The following is a 20,627-nucleotide window of genomic DNA, read 5'->3' on the forward strand; positions in this document are numbered from 1 at the left end:
CTCCTTTATTAAAACTTAAAATACAAGAAAGGATTATAACTTGCACCTACTAAATAAGCAGTTGCAATAATTACAATTAATATATAAAAAATAATAGTAATTATTTTTCCAATTCTATTTCTTTTAAAAAGCTTAATAAATACCCCAATTATTGGTGTAGAGCAAATAAAAGCTAATATTAAAAATGTTTTATTAGTACCCAATAAGTATAGTGATAAACTATCATACCACCCTGTCGTATTTGCACCAAACATGGCTCTGATATATGTAAATGCATCTTTTACATTAGTAAATTCAAAAAATACCCAGCCTATTATTACTAAAAACATTGTATAGATATTTCTTATTAATCCCGGAAGTTTTTTTAATATTTTAAGAAAGCCACTCTTTTCTATAAATAAAATTATTCCAAAGTATAACCCCCATATTATATAATTCCAACTAGCACCATGCCAAAGTCCTGTTATTAGCCAAACTATAAATATATTCCTGATTTGTTTTGCCTTGCCAGTCCTATTTCCTCCTAAAGGAATATATATATAATCCTTGAACCAAGTGCCTAAAGATATGTGCCATCTCCTCCAAAAATCAGTAATGCTTTTAGATATATATGGATAATTAAAATTTTCATAAAAATCAAATCCAAACATTTTTCCAAGACCTATAGCCATATCAGAATAACCACTAAAATCAAAATATATCTGAAAGGTGAAAGAAATTATTCCAATCCATGCTGTCAAAATTGAAATTTCAGAAATAGAATTACCTATAACTTGATCCCAAATTAAACCTATGTTATTAGCAATAATAACTTTTTTTCCAAGACCACTTATAAATTTTTCAACCCCATCAGAAAATTTTTGTATTGATTCTTTTCTATTAGTCAATTGATTCTCAATAGTTGAATATTGAACTATTGGTCCTGATAACAGTTGAGGAAACATTGAAACATAGGTCGCAAAATTTATAAAATTCTTTTGAACTTTTACCTTTCTTGTATATACATCAACAACATATGAAATAAGTTTAAATGTATAAAATGAAATTCCTAATGGTAATGGCAATGTCCTAATTTTCAAATTTAATCCAAAAATCAAATTAATATTATCTATCAAAAATCCGTAATATTTGAAAAATATAAGTGTACTTAAAATAATGACAATTGTCGTTACTAATATACATCTCGATTTCTCTTTATCTTCTTTATATTTATCAATAAAAATTGTTCCTATATATCCTATTAAAATTGAAGCCAACATTAGATTAATATATATAGGTTCTCCCCAACTATAAAACAGTAAACTCACTAACAATATTACAAAGTTTCTCATTTTCCTAGGAGAAAAATAATATATAATTAATGTGAATGGGAAAAATACATACATAAATAATAAATTACTAAATACCAAATATAATCACTCCAAAAACACACTTTTACTTTACTTAAATACATAATCTAATGATTGTTTAATTTTTTCATTATCTTTAGAAATCAATAGTATTATATACCCATCTTTTTTTTCTAAAATATGATTTGATAGTATTTCATACTGCTCTTTATTATAATTTCTAAAACTATCCGATTGTGTATTTATTCTATTTGTTATAGCCTTTTCAATTTTTTCTGTATCTGAATCATTTTTAGGTTTTATAATAAGTATTTCATTAGCTTCCATATTACTTTTAGGTCCGTAATAAATAAATTGATCTAAATCATACTTATTTACACCATAAAGTTTCCTTAATTTTGTTCCATCATCTTCATCCATAACACTTACATCAGTTGAATTAATTATTGCATTTCTGATCTCAGATATATTTATATCTTTAACTTCCAAAACTTTATATAAACCCACAAATACAACAACAACCAGAACTGCTAATAAACGATAATATATCTTATATTTAAATTTCATAGTTATCAGCTTTTCTCCTCCTTATTTATTATGGTAGTTAAGTCTTTAAATAATAGCTCATAAAAATTTCTTTTAAAATGTATTCCATCTGTTTCAAAACAATCATTATTTGAAACAATGCCAGTCAAATCTATATAAGTTGAATAAGTTTCATCAGATACTTCTTTAGCAATCTCTCTAAATTGTGATAATCTTTCATTAGTAAATCCATCATTCTTTCTTTCAGCCTTTACTTGAATTGGTGTCGGAGACTCTATATATATTTTTGCATTTGGAACTACTTTCTTCAACTTGTCTATTAATTTTAAATAATTACTTCTAAAATCCTCTTTGTTTTGGAAATATATAACATCATTCATTCCAAATAATAAAATAATTCTTTCTGGATTAGCATATTTAAGCCTCTCAATATCATTGTCTACATCAATAACTGTCTTCCCTTTTTCAGCGTAGACATTATTTTCAGGTAACATTTCAACTACTTTCAGATATTCTGTTATTGAATCTCCAATGAAAACAGTATTTTTAAAAAACTTCTTATAATCAATTTCACCATTATCATTGATATATTCTTGAGATTTCCTAAGTTTATCTGCTTCATTCAATTTATTTTCTACTTCAGTGACATCAATCTGCTCACATTTTATAAGATAATTCCTATTAACATGTCCATCATCAGTCATTGCATGTACAACACCAATATCATTAGTAAATATATTTACCTTATTAAATATACTAGCAGATATATAACTTATAATTAAAAATATCAGTAACTGCCTTCTTTTTATCATGATAATTATATCCCTCCTATTAGTTTTTCCAATACTAATATTTAATCCCTCTATCGTCAATAAATATATCAAAATTTTTATTTATATATTTTTCAATTAATTTTCTACATTGTTATATTCTCATATTTACTTAAACAGCGAATATCTTAAATAATTTCATTCTTGCAACACATATATCATGATAAGTTGAATTTAATCATATTATACAATAATTTAGTTGAGATTATCGACAACTAGATTAAATACGCTATTAAAAAACAATCTTTGCGTATTTTACCATCATTTCTTAGTTCATATTATTTCTTAATTTTATTTTATGAAAAAATTAATCAGTTGAGCTAGGTGCTATACTAACCATCTCACCATTTAACTGCCATTTTATGTTTATTATTTTTTATTTTCATAAAATCACATCATTATTCTTTAATGTTCTGCTAATTTCCCACAAAAAAATAAGTTCCATTATATAGACGATATTCATTTTAAAAAAGTTTGTATTAAAATAAAAAAATAAATATATTTTACAGGCTATATGTCTCTGCTACTTTCAAAAGTTATCCACAGATTTGACTTTATTATAATTTGATAAAAAATAAAAAACGCCCCTCCTTACGATAGACATCTTTATTATTTCATGTCTCTATCATAAGGAAGAGGCTATTACCACTAATCCTACAATCCTTTTTACTGTTTTTTCAATCAGTATTTATTTTACCATTCCCCAGGACCAGCAATTATTGTTACATTTACTTGCTTCAATCCCCAATCACACGACTCTTTATAAGAGTTAAAATAAAGATCTACTTTATTTCCCTTAATTGCTGTCCCAGTATCTGCTGCAACAGCATAACCATAGCCCTCAACATATACTTTACTTCCCATAGGAATAACTGATGGATCTACAGCTATTGTGCTCAATCCACCTTCTACACGCGCAGGCTTTCTTCCAGACGATGTTCCCCATCCTCCACTATATGCAGTAGCAGAACATGAAATTACTCTTCCAGAACTAATTCCTCCTCTGCTAACAGAAAAATTAGTGGTTCCTTTTATAATAACTTCATTTTTTGGATTCACCAATACCTTTGCGCTTTTTTCAGTTCTTGAATATTCTTGTCCATCTTTATATATTACCTCGTATGTCACTTGCTTTTCACCATTTATTCCAGCAGATTTGACTACTTTATAATTAACATCCAAACCGGAATTTTCTTCAATTACCGTGTCATATGCAATGGGCTCATTTTCAGTGACAATACTTTTTTTTACTTTCACTATTTGAACAATTTGATTTTTTTCCAATTTAGAGTCTAAGGCTGGAGTTATTTCATCCATATCTTTGTCAAATTCAATTCCATTAGCATTTAAATCTTTCTTATTATATTCTAACATTTCAAGTACTGATCCTTCCAAAGCGTCAATATTGAATGTTTTACCATTTCCTTTAATTGTAATCGGAATTGATCTTTTTATCTCTATATTTTCATTATTTGATAGTTGTGAATCTAACGATGGTTGCACTTTATCTTTCTTTGACAATTCTATGTTATTTGATTGAAGAACATCTTTGACGGTATTTTTATATGTTACAACGACTTTTTGTTTACCATCTACACTAATTGTTATTCTCTTTCGCATACATCCAATTGTAATTATAGTTGCAACTATAATTGAAAAAGTAATCACAATTATAATCGTTTTATACTTTACCATTTTACTGTTGTGGAAAATCTGTTTAGCAATGTCTTTTAATCTGCTTACCAAAATTTATCCTCCCTTATAAATAGTTTTAGTACATATTATATTTATGATTTAAAATTCTGTCAAATTACTAAAACTTTATGCACAATAATAAATTTAAAATTTTAAAATATCTAGATATCTATACAAGATATTTATTTTGAATAAGTTTAAAACCAACATGAAGTATTTATAAATTAGTAGAGTCACCTAAAATTATAACCTTTACATCCTTTTTCCCCCAGTTGCAGGCTTCACTATAACTATTAAAAAACAAATCAAGTTTATAACCTTTAATAGCAACACCAGTATCTGCTGCAACAGCATATCCATAATCCTCAATATATAAATATGTTCCATACGGAATCATTCTAGGATCTACAGCCACTGTGCTAATGCCATTTTCATTCCTAACTGATTTTATTCCACTAGCTGTCATAGTTCCTGCTGCATAAGCTGTAGCTGAACAAACTATTTCTTTATTCGCTGTAGCAGCTTCTGCCTTGTAACTTGAAAAATTCATAATTAAGATTCCAAATATGCTTAAAGCACCTATGGAAACTCCTAGCTTTTTCATCACTCTTTTCCATTTATAACTTTTTGACATTAAATCTCTCCTTTTCAATTTGCAAACCATCCATGATATTATAGCATAAAAATTATATTATTGGAAATTTATATAACTTTTTATAATTTGACTTAACTTTTTTATAAAAAAATCGCCAAGGCGACTATGATATAGTCTTCTATAAAAATGCAAATCCAATAGAATACAATAGCTTTTATAAAACGTAATCCTTTAAGCCGTCGATTTTTTTACTCATCTGCCCTTTCGAACGCATGTGAGGAAAACCTGGCAGGCGACTAATTTTTATTAGAAAAATAACTATTCACTACATATTTGGTATCCCCTCAATACATCAAGCACTTAAGTAAATAAACGTTAATAATACTTATCGTTGCCACTTTGGTATGGTATTTATAAATAAAATCTCCAAAATATCATTTGATACTTGGGAATATAAGATAAAATGGTTCAAATGCTTATGCATTTGAACCATTTTGTAAACAATCTGAATGAACATACATTATGTCCATTCTACTATACATTATTTAAATTTATCCATCTACCATCTAAGAATATCATTCCTGTTTTCATAGCACCTTTAGCATCAAAATAATATCTCTTACCATTTATAGTCTGCCATCCTCTAACCATTTTTCCTGTAGAATCTAAATAATACCATGTAGTTCCTGTAAATATCCATCCATTTCTCATAGTACCATCATCATTTAAATAATACTTGTTCTTATCATAAGTTATCCAACCCTTTTGCATAACTCCTTTTTCATTTAAGAAATACCATTTTCCTCCGAATAATGTCCATCCTGTTTGCATTTCTCCAAGATCATTAAATAAATACCAATTTCCATTTAGAGTTATCCATGAATTTCTAGCCATAGATCCATCACCATATAGATAATACCAGTATCCTTTTTCATATAGCCAGCCTGTTTGCATGATTCCATATTCATTTAAGAAATACCACTTATCACCTATTTTTAGCCAGCCTTTTTCCATATGACCATTTATATCCAGATGATACCATTTGTTGTCATATTTAACCCATTGATTTTTTACTTGTTGACCATATCCATTATAGAATGTCCATTCCCCAGCAACTAAAATCCAATCATTCTTACCTTCAATATCGCCTCTAATTACACTTATCTTATAAGTAGTTGTTGTCTTATTATCTTCTGCAACAACTTTAACTGTTACTAAGTTTGCTCCAATATCTAGTTTTATAGCATCAGACTCTTGTCCACTTACATATTCCTTACCATTAATAGTAATCTTAGCTTTATCATTTTGGCATGTAAACTTAACTCTTACCTTATCTACGCCTCTGTCTACAGTTGCACTATATGCATATGTTTCCGGATCAAATTTAGGTGAGAGCTTCCCTTCTGTAAGAGATAATGAACTTAAATTTACATTATCCTTACCATACCTTCTACTTACGTTTAATATATATGTAGAAGAATTATCTTTGTCATCAGTTACTTTTATTGTTATTTTATTTGCTCCTTCATCTAAATTAATGTACTTTGAAGGAACCCCACTTGATACTTTTTTATCATTAACTTTAATTGTTGCATTTGCATCTTCAGCAGTTGGAGTAACATAAATTGAAGTAACGCTATTTTCAACAGTTACACTATACTCCAAAAGTTCTTTATTAAAACCTGGATTTAAAGTTCCACTGCTTAAAGTTAATGCACTTAAATATGAACTTCTATTTTTTGGCGTTCTTGTTACCGCAACAGTATAAGTTGAAACTTCACCTTCTTTAGTAGTTACCATTATGTCTATTTTATTCATTCCTTCATCTAAAGAAATATCTTGACTTTTCTTTCCGCTTTTAACTACTATGCCATCTACTTTTATTGTTGAAGAGTTGTCCACTGAAACTGGAGTAAATGCTATCTTTTCTACTGTTGTTGGAACTGTAATATCATAATCATATACATCCTTACTAAATGATGGCGATAGTGTTCCTGTTGACGGAGTTAATGATTGTAAGAACGCTTCACCTCTTTTAGTAACTACTAAATTATAGATTGTTTGTATAGATCCCTTTGTTATAGTAATTTTAATTTGATTATCTCCACCAGTTACATTAACAGTATTACTAGATGAACCATTATAAGTAATTCCTTGGCTTACAATGTATCCATCATTATCATAAACTTCAATCTTTACTTTTGAGGTATCTTTTCCAACTGATGTTTGATAATACCCACCTTCATTAATTGAATCATATTCTACTTTAGTATAATCAGTAATGTTATCTGCATCACTTACTATAATCTTGCTAAATTTCACAGTATTATCTACTTGATAATACATATTTACAACATATTTTTTAGAATCGACAACAGTTCCTGAACTATCTTTCTTTTCAAGCTCTATAGTTAGTGTAAATCCGTTTGCCTTATCAGTTCCCGCATTATATTGATATGATATATTTTCACCACTACCAGTAGTTTTTTGTACCATACTTGAATCTGAACTTATTACATTTTTTATTGACCATGCACCATTATCATAGGTTTTATCCGGCTTAATTGTAAAAGTTTCTGTTCCCATATTAATGTATTGAACCATATGCTTTCCATTGACATAATCTACAGTTAATTCCTTACTATCTGCCATTAATACAACTTCTGGCATAAGTGTTGAGTCTCCATCATCCGCATAAGATGCACTCATATTCCCAAATTGGAAAGTTGAAAATATTAATGCGAACATTAATAAGTATGATATAACCTTCCTTACGTTTGCTTTACCTTTCATTACACTATGTCCTCCCCTTGCTTATATCATAAGTAATCTCGCCTTTAGACAAGCTTTACTTATATAATATCATTTTTTATATGTATTTTCACTATATAGTACAAATTTTGCTTTTCTTCTTAGTACTTTTTCGTAAAAGACCCAAAAGAACTTTATGTTTTCTTTTGGGTCTTTTTATTTTTTATTATTTAATAATTTTTAATCAACATCTACTGAACCATCTTTATTAAATCTACATATATAACCATCTATAATTTTAGTATCTGTATTCATTGTTCCATCACTATTAAGATAATATAATTTATCATCTTTAGATAACCAGCCAGTTCTCATTGTTCCTGAATAGTTTATATAATACCAATTACCTTGATTAAATATCCACTCACCATTTTTCATAGCCCCGTTTTTATTATCCATATAGTACCATTCATTATTATATCTTAACCAGCCTGTCTGCATAGCTCCATCATTATTTAAATAATAATATTCATCATCATATATGATCCATCCAGTTTTCATGCTTCCATCTTTATTTAAAAAGTACCAAGTGCCTCTATCCTGCATCCATCCTGTTTTCATTTCGCCTTTATTACCTAGGAAATACCACTTATTCTTATCTTTAATCCATCCTTTTCGCATTACGCCATTTTCATCTAAGTAATACCATTTACCATTGTCAATAACCCAACCTGTCTGCATAGCTCCATGGTTATCTAGATAGTATGTATTACCATCATCATACTCTAGCCAGCCTGTATGCATATATCCTCTTGAATTTAAATAAAACCATTTGCAGTACTGATTATCATAAAACCATGTGTCTCTTAAATAATCCCCTTTATAATCATTATATCTCCATCGTCCATTTACAAGTATCCATTGATTAGGTTTTAGTATAGCATTAATTGAGCCTGTAACATCTGGTGATATAGGTATTCCCAAATAAAAATTCAAGACATACTTACTTTCTTTTTTTGTGTCATTATCAATTAATGTAACATTTATTACATACTTATTTATGCCATCAAATTTTAATCTTATGGTATTTTTTTCACCCAATAAAGTATTGTTTACTTTTACTGAATAATTTCCTTCTTTAGGAATACAATTTAATCTAATTATTTCTTCATCTTCATCAAGCTCTATATTATAAAATCTTTTATTAGGCTTGAATCCAATATTTCTATCATCTATATTTATATCATCCAAAGTTATATAATCTGATCCACCTCTATATACATACAACACATATCTATAAGTTGTCCCATCATATGAATCCTTAACATCGATATTAAGTATATTTTTCCCATATTCTAAATTTGCAAATATTCTGTACTTGTCCTCTTTAAGAACTTCTACTCCATTAAGATATACTTTATCACTTCGATATTTAGGCTCTAATTTTAATAATATATCTTCATCGTATGCCGAAACATCTAAAGAATAGGTAAATACATCCGGACTAAAATTAATGGAATAATCACCAGCTATATAAATATCTTTTAATAAATAATCAACTTCATCCGTTTCATCTGCGTACACTGTAGAAATAAATAACCCACTTTCATCAAGATATTGGATACTACTAATGGTCAGACCAAGTGTAAAGAATAATATAAATATTTTCAATATTTTTCTCCTCATTTACTTCCCCCTTTACACATTTACAAGTTATATTTTCTCTCATTATATTTATGTTAACACTTTAAAATTTTAGTGTAAACTTTAATTATCTTAAATTTATGTGAAATTTTTAACTTGAATTAATCTAAAATTTATAGAAATGAGCACCCAATATAAATAATGGACGTAGAATCAAAGATTAGTGGATAAAAACCGAAATTCAATATATTATAGGCTCGATTATAGGAAAATTTCAGCAAAAAATATAGCCCTATCAGGAATTTATCCCAATAAGGCTATATATATTATATCATTCTGTCATTACTCTAATGTCAATTATGTCATTACTCTAATGTCATCTATGTTATAGATTATCTGATCCAAGCTCCGTTAGATCCTAATCTGTAACCATCTATTGTAGTGTTTTTAGCCATTGCTCCGTTTGATTGTAAGTAGTACCAAGTTCCGTTATCATTTAACCAACCAGTCTTCATAGCTCCATTTGATTGTAAGTAGTACCAAGTACCATTATCATTTAACCAACCAGTCTTCATAGCTCCGTTTGATTGTAAGTAGTACCAAGTTCCGTTGTCATTTAACCAGCCAGTTTTCATAGCTCCGTTTGATTGTAGGTAGTACCAAGTTCCGTTGTCATTTAACCAACCAGTTTTCATAGCTCCGTTTGATTGTAAGTAGTACCAAGTTCCATTATCTTTGTACCAACCAGTAGCCATGATTCCATCAGCTTTGATGTAGTACCAAACTCCACCTAAGTTTAACCATTGTCCTTTAACTTGGCTTCCATCGTTATTGAAGTAACTCCAAGTTCCATCAGCATTTTGTACCCAACCTGCTTTTACAGTTTCGTCTGCATCATCTTCATCTGTAGCTGATTTTCCTGAAATGATTGAGTAAACTTCATCATCTTCATTCCAAACAACCATGTTGTCAGCATCGTAAACATTTAATTTTTCCATAGCTCCGTCTACTTTGTATGCTTTTACGAATTCTTCATCATTGTTGAATTTGTAAACAAATCCGCTCTTTAATACCCAAAGGTTTCCGTTAGCATCTACATCATAAGCAGAGATATTTTCTAATTCATCTGCATCATTAGTTTCAACAATGTAATTTCCTTTTGTTGTTTTGAATTCAATTGTTTGAGCTGTTACAGTTTCACCTGTTACATCGTAAACTACAACTTTGTTTCCGAATGCACTAACACCTTCAGCATCTTCAAATAATTTTACTTGATCTGCTTCTAATGCATATGTAGTTACAGTTTTTGCATATTTAGCTCCATCTACATCTCCTGAAGCTTGTGCTTTAGATATTTTTTGAATAACTGTTATAGTGTTATCAGAATTTACTTCAACACCATTTACTGTGTTAAATACAACATCACTAGTTGAAGTTAATTGGATAGTTGCAATTCTGTAGATATAGCTAGCATCTTGAGCTACTACTTCTGCAGATTTAACTTCTGCACCTACTTTTGCATCACTCTTCTTAAGTTTTTCTGTATCTTCAGTGTTTGTTAATGTAACACTTTCAGCTGTTGTATCAGCTCCTACTTCTAACTTAAGTTTTCCTAAGTTATAATCAGCATCTATGTAGTTTCCTTTTACATCTGTGTAAACTCTAGATATAGCATCTTCTTTATCTGCTAAGTTATATGAAGTTTCATACCAAGTTTCTGCGAACTTGTTTCCTTTTAATTCTGAAATTGAGTCAGCATCTAATTTAGCGTGATCAGAATATCTGTCATCAGCATTGTTTCTTATAGCTTTTCTTAAAGCTAAAGCAACATCATCTTTTGCATCTGATTCTAAATCTTCGTCTGTTACTTTTCCAGTTGATAAATCTAAGAAGTAATCTCCATTATCAACGTTTAAGTATCTGTCTCCATATACTTTAACGTCAGCACCTGTATCAACATCATCAATTTCAGTGTACTTACCGTTGCTTAATACATAAGCTCCATCAGTTTCACCATCTTTTAAGTTACCATCTATGTAGAAGTTACCATCTTTGTAAGCAACTGCTTCATAAATTATTCCGTCTTTTGATTCTACTCTCTTGTAATCAGCAGCCATAACACCTGTTGCTGGTACTAATGAACTTACAGCAGCAGCAGCTACTAAAAGAGAAGTTACTTTGTTTAATCTTTTTATCATATTCTTTTCCCCCTGTGTAATTATCTTTTGTAAAATTAGAACATAATAGTTTTTACATAAATTACTTATTATGTTTTTTATTAACTTTTCGACCACATTTTTGATTCTAACACACGAGTCGAATTTTGTAAATAGTTTTTTTACTTTAAATTTGTTTTTGTATCAAAACTACTAATATCAATTTATCAGTAGTTTCTTAATATTTGCTTAATGAACTAATTTTTTATAATTAATTTTCTTAAGCTTGAATACATCATATAATACAAAAGCTTTTCTATAACTTGGTACCTTTTTTAAAAAAAATATTATTTTTTTAAATTAAATTAAATTTATTTTATATCAAATTCATATAGCCAAAAATTCCTCATTAAAATACGACAAAAAAGACGAGGTATTTACCTCGTCTAATTTTAAATATTACTATTTGATCCAAGCTCCGTTAGCACCTAAAACATAACCACCAACAGTTGTGTTAGAAAGCATAGCTCCTGAAGCATTTAAGTAGTACCAAGTACCGTTGTCATTTAACCAACCAGTCTTCATAGCACCATTAGCTTGTAAGTAGTACCAAGTTCCTCTATCGTTTAACCAACCAGTTTTCATTGCACCAGTTGAAGTTAAGTAGTACCAAGTACCATTATCGTTGATCCATCCGTTTGACATCATAACACCGTTAGCATCCATGTAGTACCATAATCCTGAAGCTGGGCTTTGTAACCAACCAGTTACTTTGTTTCCTTCAGCATTTAAGTAGTTCCAAGTTCCATCAGCATTTTGAACCCAACCTGTTGAAGTAGTAGTTTCTTCTTCTTTATCTTCTTCATCTGTAGCAGATTTTCCAGTGATTATTGAGTAAACTTCATCATCTTCATTCCAAAGAACCATGTTGTTTGAATCATAAACACTTAATTCTTCCATAGATCCGTCTACTTTATATAGCTTATCCCAGTCATCAGTGTTATCGAATTTGTAAACATATCCGCCATCTAATCTATAAACATTTCCGTTTACATCTGTATCGTAAGCTACTGCGTCTTCTGTTGATTGCTTTTCAGCATCTACATAGTAGAAACCATTCTTAGATTTTAATGTAGCAGCTTGAGCTGTTACTGTACCATCTTCATTATCAATGCTAACTATTATTTTTCCGCCAACAACGCTGAAGTTTGCTTTTTCTTCTTGTGCTAATTTTACTAATTTTTCTGCATCTTCAGATACTTTTCCATCTTCGTCAGCTATAACATAGTTTGTTACAGTCTTAGCATATTTAGCATCATCAATATCATCTGAAGCTTGAGCTTTAGATATCTTTTGGATAACTGTAACTTTAGCTGCTTCACCTGTAGTTATAGCATTTCCATCTTTTCCATATACTTTTGCTATGTTAGCACCTGTAAAGTTGATTGTAGCTAATCTGTAGATGTTGCTGCTATCTTGTCCTAAATATTCTACATCTGATAATGAAGCTTTAACTTTTACTGAACCACTTAATTTTTCTTCATCTTCAGTATTTTTTATAGTAACAGAGTCACCAGTTGTATCAGTAACTTTGATTTTTCCTAAGTTATAGTCAGCATCAATGTAATTACCTTTAGCATCTGTGTAAACATCATATCCATAGAAATCAGTTGAATACCATGTTTCAGCAAACTTAGTTCCTTTGATTTCTGTTAATGTTGGTAAACCAGTTTTGCTATCATATCTATCAACATCTTTTGCTTTCTTTCTTAAAGCAACTTCAGCATCATCTTGAGCATCTTCAGCAACATCATCATCAGTTACTTTTCCAGTTGTTAAATCAACATAATAATCTGCATCATCAACTGATACATATTTATCTCCATATACTTCAAATTCAGCACCTGAATCAATATCTTCTAATTCAGTATATTTTCCATTTGATAAATAATATACTGCATCTGTATCTTCATCTACAATGCTTCCATCAATAATGAAACCATCTTTGTGAGCAACTGCGCTGTATATTACACCGTCTTCTGATTGTATTCTTTTATAATCAGCAGCCATAGCTCCTGTAGCAGGTACTAATGAAGCAACTGCAGCAGCCGCAACTACTAATGATGTAACTTTATTTAATCTTTTTATCATTCTTATATCCTCCTCAAGTCTACCTTTTAAGTTATTGCTAGTTCATTATAACAGGCTTGTCATTACTTGTCCAAACTTGTTATGCTATTTTTGTATTTTTTTGTCATTATTCGTAATGTTTTTTTATTCTATTATATTTATTTTTAAAATTCTTGGGTTTGTTAGTATTTTTCAACATATTTTTATTTTATTTTCATATAATCAAATTTTATTTTAAATATATTAAATTTTTAATATATTTATGAAATTTGAACAAAAAAAGTTATTTTAAAGAGGTCTTTTATCAATCTCTTTAAAATAACTTTAAATTACATAATTTTATATTTATTATTTTTATTTAATCCAAGCTCCTGTAGGACCTAATTTATATCCATTAACTGTAGTATTAGATAGCATAGCACCTGAAGCATTTAAATAATACCATGTACCACCATCATTGATCCATCCAATTGCCATAGCTCCTGATTCTTTTAGATAGTACCAAGCTCCATTAGAATATAACCATCCAGTCTTCATATCACCATTTGCATTTAAATAGTACCATGTAGCTCCATCTTTATACCATCCAACGGCCTTAGTTCCATCTTCTTTATAGTAATACCATTTAGCATCTTGTCCAAATACCCAGCCTTTTAATGCTGTTGTGTTGTTATTATTATTATCAGCATTGGAATTATTATTGCTATCACTATTGTTATTGTCTTTATCTGTAGTAGATTCTTTAGAAGAAACTATAGAATAAACTTCATCATCTTCACTCCATGCAACTATATTGTTCTCATCATATACACTTAATGATACAAAATCTTCATTAACTTTATATACTTTTTTCCATTCATCTTTATTATCAAACTTATATATGTAGTCTTCTGAAATTCCCCAAAGGTTGCCATAACAGTCTTTATCAAAAGATGTTTCTCCATCATTAAGTTCTAAGTCTTCTCCATCTTCAACTTCTACATAATATGTAGATCCTCTAGACTTTAAATTAATAACTTGAACAGATACATTATCACCATCTATTTTATAATTAAGAATCTTATCTTTTCCTACTACAGAAAAACTATTTTCCTCTTCATTTAATAACTTTTCTGCATCTCCATCTTTATCTGCTAAAAAATAATTATTTACTGTCTTAGCATACTTTATTCCATCTATATCACCTGATGCTTGATCCTTTGAAATTGCTTGAATCACTTTAAAGTCAACCTTTTTTCCGCTATCCTCTATCTGGAATAATTCTGTATTACCTGCAACCTCTATTCCATTTACCTCTTCAATTTCTTTACCTGCTTCTGATGAATCTACACACATCATAGCAATTCTATAAATGTATGAAGAGTCTTGTCCTATTTCTTTAGTATCATATACATTTACTCGTACATCATCATCGTCATCACTTGTATTTGCTATTTTTGCAGTAATTCCATCCTTTAATTTTACTTTTACACTTCCTAAATTATGATCAGCATCAACATACTTGCCATTTGCATTAGTGTAAACAGTAAAACTATTTGCATCACCATTGATTGAATTCTTAGCTTTTGATGTTTCATACTCTGTTTTATAATACACTTCTCCAAACTTTGATGTTGGTATTGTAGTTAAAGTCTTATAATTCTTACTATCAGTACTTTGATATCTTCCATCATTATCATCCTTAACTTTTTTTCTTAATGCTTCAGATGCATCATCTGCATTGTCTTCCTCAAGATCATCCTCAGTAAGTTTTCCTGATGATAAATCCAGATAATATTCACCATCTTCAATATTTATATATTTATCTCCATATAAAGATATGTCACTTTCATTATCAATCTTTTTCAATTCAGTATACTTATCATTTTCTAAATAGTAAACAGCTTCATCTTTTTTCTTTGGCTCTCCATCTATATAAAACTTACCATCTTTATAAGCAACTGCATTATAAATAATTCCTTCTACATCATCAATTTTTGTATAACTTGCAGCTGATGCACTAACTGGCATTATTGAAACTACAGATGCTGCCAAAATTAAAAGTGATGTTGCTTTTTTGACTCTTCTAAACATTTTTTCCCTCCATATTTACATGATTATTTATATTATAAGATAATTATACCATATCTTTCATTATAGTATGAACACTTGTTTGATTGAATAATTAAAATTAAGATTATTTTAATTATTCAATTACCAATGTTTAATGATCAATGGTGATTGAAATTCTTTCGGAATTTCTTTAATATATTTTTTTTAATTTTTTCCTATCAAAATTATCACGCATCATCCATTTATATTTTGCACTTTATAATTAGAAGATTATCGCGTCCATGCGCCATTATCTCCTAAATAATATCCATTAACAAATGTATTATGGAGCATTGCTCCACTTTCACTACAATAATACCATGTGCCTTTATCATTGATCCATCCTGTTTTCATTGCTCCACTTTGTTCTAAGCAGTACCAGTTGTTATCAATATAATTCCATCCAGTCTGCATTGCTCCATTTTCATTGAAGTGATACCATTTATCATTATCTTTAATCCAGCAATTAGATACCATAACTCCATCTGCATTCATATAATACCAAAGCTTACTTGATAAACTTTGGACCCATCCAACTTTTTTTGTTCCATCATCATTTAAATAATTCCAGGTTCCATCATCATTTTGAATCCAGTTATCAGTTACTTTATTTTCTTCTTTAATTTCTTCACTTTTATTTAATATATCTTTTGTTATTATTGAATAAATCTCATTATCTTCATTCCAAACTAAGATATTTTCTTTATCATATACTGAAAGTTCATTCATTGACCCATCAACTTTATATACTTTTTCAAAATCATCATCATTATTAAATTTTTTTATGAATCCTGATTCTAAAATCCAAAGCTCACCGTCTGTACTTACATCCATGTCTTTTACATCATCTGAATCAATATCAGCCCCGTCACTAAAATCAGTATAATAATATCCATTTTTTGATTTCAGGGAAATAGAATAAGCTTTTAATTTATCATTTTCAAAACCATAAGTAATTATTTTTCCATCATTAACAGTATAGTTTTCTAATAATTTATCAGTTTCAAGGTTTCCGCCTTCATCTCCAGTAAGAAAATATATCTCTACACTTTTAGGATATTTAGCTCCATCAATATCATCTTCTGCTTGTTCTTTTGATATTTTTTGAATCACTGGAATAGCATAGAGTTCTTCTCCTGCATTTTCTATTTTTACAGTATTTACTTTATTATTGTTTTTATATCCTCCAAAAGTAATACTTGAATCAGTTGTAACGTTACTTATTACATTATTATCATTATATATTATAGATAAATATGCTAATCTATAGATGTAATTTTTATCTTGGCATAAAACTTTTTCATTGTATATATTAACCTTTAAATCTTCTTTTTCATCTTTAGTATTTTCAAAAGATACTCTCCCATTATTCTTACTTATTAATTTCTTAGAATATAATGAAACTTTTCCAATGTTATAGTCAGCATCTATGTAGTTTCCTTCTTTATCTGTAAATACCATAACTTCTTTAGAGTTAGTATCTTTTAAATAAGTATAATACCAAGATTCCAAAAATTTATTGTTTTCAATAATATATATATCATTATTTCTTACATCTTCATCTTCTGAATATCTGCCATCATTATCTTTTCTTATTTCTTTTCTCAAATTTGTTAATGCATCGTCTTTTTCATCTTCTTCTATATTATCATCAATTATTTTTCCTGTATTTAAGTCAACATAATAATCCCCATTTTCAATTTCTAAGTACTTTTCCCCATATAGATTGAAGTTATCCCCAGAATTTATTTTTTTCAATTTTATGTATTTACCATCTGATAAATGGAAGTTTCCTTCCCCTAATTGATTTACTTCACCATCAATATAAAATATTCCATCTTTATAGGCTAGTCCATCATATACTATTCCTTCATTATCTTGTATTCTTTTATAGCTTTCTGCCTCTGCCGGAATTGCTGAAAATACAGATGCAATTACAACTAATGAGCTAGCAGCTTTTGCAGTTTTTTCGTAATTCATTAATTTCCCTCCATCTATAATTATATTAAGTAAATTATACCATATAATAATAATCAATTATAAATATTCAATGCTTAATGCCAATCAAAAGTTCTTTGTAATTTTTAATTTTTTTATCATTACATTCTGTAACTGATAATTAACGATTAAATAAACCTATGATTTATGCAATAAAAAAGAGTACTTTTTTTCAAAATACCCTGTATATAATCAAAATATTATTTATTTTATTGCTTTTAATTTAGTTATATCCTGCCAATTTTTAGCTGTAATTGTTTCAACTGTATTTAAATCAGATTTTATGCCTGTAATATCTTCAGCTGTTCTTGCTACTTTCTCATACGTTATATCAATTTTCTTTTCTATTCTCTTTTGGCCACCTTCTAGTCTTTGTTGACCATTTTCTAGATTATCTACTTTATTTTCTAATCTTTTTAAAATTTCTAAAATTTCTTTATCCAATTATTTCACCTGACATAATAATATTGAGTAGTTAATTATATCATATTTTTTAACTTAATAAAGTCTCTTTCAATGTATATTATTCTTTGTTCATTCACAAGAGACATCAATTAGATATTGTAAATTTCACATACAATCTTTGGTTAACAATATTCTATATATAGAAATTCTATATTTTTCTGTACAAAAAAGGCGAGACATAAGTCTCACCTTTTATATCGCATCTACAACAGATGCTTGTACATATTAATCTTAATTAATACTATTTAATCCAAGCTCCATCTGCTCCTAAAACATAACCACCTACAGTTGTGTTAGAAAGCATAGCTCCTGAAGCGTTGCAGTAGTACCATTTTCCACCAGTTTGAATCCATCCAGTTTGCATAGCACCTAAGTTTCCAGCTGTGTTCTTTAAGAAGTACCAAGCTCCTCCAGTGTAAACCCATCCAGTCTTCATAGCACCAGTTGAATCTAAGAAGTACCAAGAACCACCGTCTTGAATCCATCCGTTTGCTTGCATAACTCCGTTAGCATCCATGTAGTACCATAATCCTGATGTTGGGCTTTGGAACCAACCGATAGCTTTTGTTCCATCAGCTTTTGTATAAGACCATGCTCCAGTTGTAGCATCTTGTACCCAACCAGCTGTTGCAGTTGTTGTATCATCAGTTGTAGTATCATCATTGTCTGCTGCTTCTCCAGATATAATTGAATAAACTTCATCATCTTCACACCAAGCAACTATGTTGTCTTTATCATATACTGATAATTGAGTAAATGACCCATCTACTTTATATACTTTATCCCATGATTCATCATTATCCCATTTTTTTATATATCCGCCATCTAAAGCCCATAGGTTTCCTTCGGCATCTATTGAGATTGCTTGTGTACCATTTTCTTCTTCTATATCTGTATCATCTGAATCACCAATATCAGTATAATAATATCCATTCTTTGATTTTAATGTAATTGTTTCTGCCTTTATGTTATTATCATCAATATTATAGCTAATTATTTTACCATCAGCAATTGTAAAGCCACCATTTCCTTGTAGACCTAATAGATTTTCTGCATTTCCATCATCATCTGTTATCATATAAGTGTTAACAGTTTTTGCAAATTTAGCTCCATCTACATCATCAGAATCTTGTTCTTTTGAAATTTTTTGGATTACAGGCACTACTGTTTTTTCTGTAAATGATACTGATTCTCCTGTAGTTATAGATACACCGTCTGTAGTTGTAGCTTCAAAATTTTTGCTCTTACTTCCAAAAGTTGCATCATTTGCATTTATAGTTAATAAAGCAATTCTGTATATATAATCCTTATCTTGTCCAATTGTTTGAACGTGTCTTATTGCTGCTCTTACATCATCATCATCGTCATTAGTATTTTTTAGATTATAAGTTTTTCCATCAATTACAACATTCACTTTTCCTAAATTGTAATCTGCATCAATATATTTTCCATCTTTATCAGTATATACTGTAAAATGACTAGCACCACCGTTCACTTCAGAATCTGTTCCATCAGCTTCACATTGTGCTTCATAATAAGTTTCTATAAATGAATTTCTATAATCCATATAATCATTATCATCATATATGGCTTTTAAAGAATCATTTAAATCACTTTCTTCATTTTCACTATATCTTCCATCATTATCTTTTTTTATTTTCTTTTTTAATGCAGTTTGTGCATCATCTAAATCATCATCGGCGATTTCATCATCAGTTACTTTTCCTGTTTCTAAATCAAGATAATAATCTCCACTGTCTACTTCAACATATTTTTCTCCATAAGTATTAATAGTATCACCAGAATCAATATCATCTAATTCTGTATATTTACCATTGCTTAAATAATATGCTGCTTCGCTATTATCATCTATTTCTCCATCGATGTAAAATTTTCCATCTTTATAAGCAACAGCATTATAGATAGTTCCATCTTTTGAGTCTATTTTTTCATAATCAGCAGCCATCGCTGGAACCATTGAAGATAGTGAAGCTGCTGTTACTATTAAACTTGTAATCTTAGTCATTCTTTTTATCATATTTTTCCACTTCCTCCTAAATATTTGGGTATAGGATAATTATAGCAATGTGTTTTTTTAGGGTCAACCTGTATCCGCTTCAATGTTAACTAGTAAAAAATACACTTTATCAATATGTATTCGCATCATAAATATAGCCATATTAAATGTTTTCATATATTATCTTGTCTAGTCTAATTTTTAATAATTTGTTAATTTGTTCATATTTATAATTAAGTTGTAACTCAGCTATAATTGTTTGTTCTCAAACATATTTACATAAAAAAAAATAATATATTAACTTTTTATTAACTTATTTAACTTTTTATTATATTTATTAATTCTTATATACTAAATTAC

Annotated in this window: 13 protein-coding genes; all 13 read right to left on the reverse strand. The window is 29.0% G+C overall.

Annotation, left to right across the window (positions count from 1 at the left end):
• Positions 1-8: 8 nt before the first annotated feature.
• On the reverse strand, positions 9-1,259 hold the full coding sequence (locus BN2920_RS19770) for an MBOAT family O-acyltransferase (RefSeq protein WP_338132750.1): 1,251 nt from the start codon (positions 1,257-1,259) through the stop codon (positions 9-11).
• 180 nt (positions 1,260-1,439) lie between these two features.
• Entirely contained in the window at positions 1,440-1,916 is a 477-nt protein-coding gene (locus BN2920_RS19775; protein WP_058296681.1) for a DUF4358 domain-containing protein, read from the reverse strand.
• Positions 1,917-1,921: 5 nt separating this feature from the next.
• Positions 1,922-2,707 (reverse strand): GDSL-type esterase/lipase family protein, encoded by a 786-nt coding sequence (locus BN2920_RS19780; protein ID WP_058296682.1) that lies wholly within the window; start codon positions 2,705-2,707, stop codon positions 1,922-1,924.
• A gap of 711 nt (positions 2,708-3,418) precedes the next feature.
• Complete coding sequence (locus BN2920_RS19785; RefSeq protein WP_058296683.1) at positions 3,419-4,471, reverse strand: 3D domain-containing protein; 1,053 nt, start codon at positions 4,469-4,471, stop codon at positions 3,419-3,421.
• Between the two features lie 166 nt (positions 4,472-4,637).
• A complete protein-coding gene (locus BN2920_RS19790) occupies positions 4,638-5,054 on the reverse strand; it encodes a 3D domain-containing protein (RefSeq protein WP_058296684.1) in 417 nt (138 codons plus the stop codon).
• 495 nt (positions 5,055-5,549) lie between these two features.
• Positions 5,550-7,808, reverse strand: coding sequence for an N-acetylmuramoyl-L-alanine amidase family protein (locus BN2920_RS19795; protein ID WP_058296685.1), 2,259 nt, complete (start codon positions 7,806-7,808; stop codon positions 5,550-5,552).
• A gap of 198 nt (positions 7,809-8,006) precedes the next feature.
• Entirely contained in the window at positions 8,007-9,452 is a 1,446-nt protein-coding gene (locus BN2920_RS19800) for a cadherin-like beta sandwich domain-containing protein (RefSeq protein WP_058296686.1), read from the reverse strand.
• A gap of 350 nt (positions 9,453-9,802) precedes the next feature.
• Entirely contained in the window at positions 9,803-11,608 is a 1,806-nt protein-coding gene (locus BN2920_RS19805; RefSeq protein WP_058296687.1) for a PspC-like choline-binding domain-containing protein, read from the reverse strand.
• Positions 11,609-12,028: 420 nt separating this feature from the next.
• Positions 12,029-13,717, reverse strand: coding sequence for an N-acetylmuramoyl-L-alanine amidase family protein (locus BN2920_RS19810; RefSeq protein ID WP_058296688.1), 1,689 nt, complete (start codon positions 13,715-13,717; stop codon positions 12,029-12,031).
• A 333-nt stretch (positions 13,718-14,050) separates the two neighbouring features.
• Entirely contained in the window at positions 14,051-15,769 is a 1,719-nt protein-coding gene (locus BN2920_RS22450; protein WP_058296689.1) for an N-acetylmuramoyl-L-alanine amidase family protein, read from the reverse strand.
• A gap of 249 nt (positions 15,770-16,018) precedes the next feature.
• Positions 16,019-17,767, reverse strand: a complete 1,749-nt coding sequence (locus tag BN2920_RS19820; protein ID WP_058296690.1) for an N-acetylmuramoyl-L-alanine amidase family protein — start codon at positions 17,765-17,767, stop codon at positions 16,019-16,021.
• 222 nt (positions 17,768-17,989) lie between these two features.
• Entirely contained in the window at positions 17,990-18,229 is a 240-nt protein-coding gene (locus tag BN2920_RS19825; protein WP_058296691.1) for a hypothetical protein, read from the reverse strand.
• A gap of 262 nt (positions 18,230-18,491) precedes the next feature.
• Positions 18,492-20,288 (reverse strand): N-acetylmuramoyl-L-alanine amidase family protein, encoded by a 1,797-nt coding sequence (locus BN2920_RS19830; protein WP_058296692.1) that lies wholly within the window; start codon positions 20,286-20,288, stop codon positions 18,492-18,494.
• Positions 20,289-20,627 lie beyond the last annotated feature (339 nt).

It is taken from the genome of Clostridium neonatale (genome assembly GCF_001458595.1).
GTDB classification, from domain to species: Bacteria; Bacillota; Clostridia; order Clostridiales; family Clostridiaceae; genus Clostridium; species Clostridium neonatale.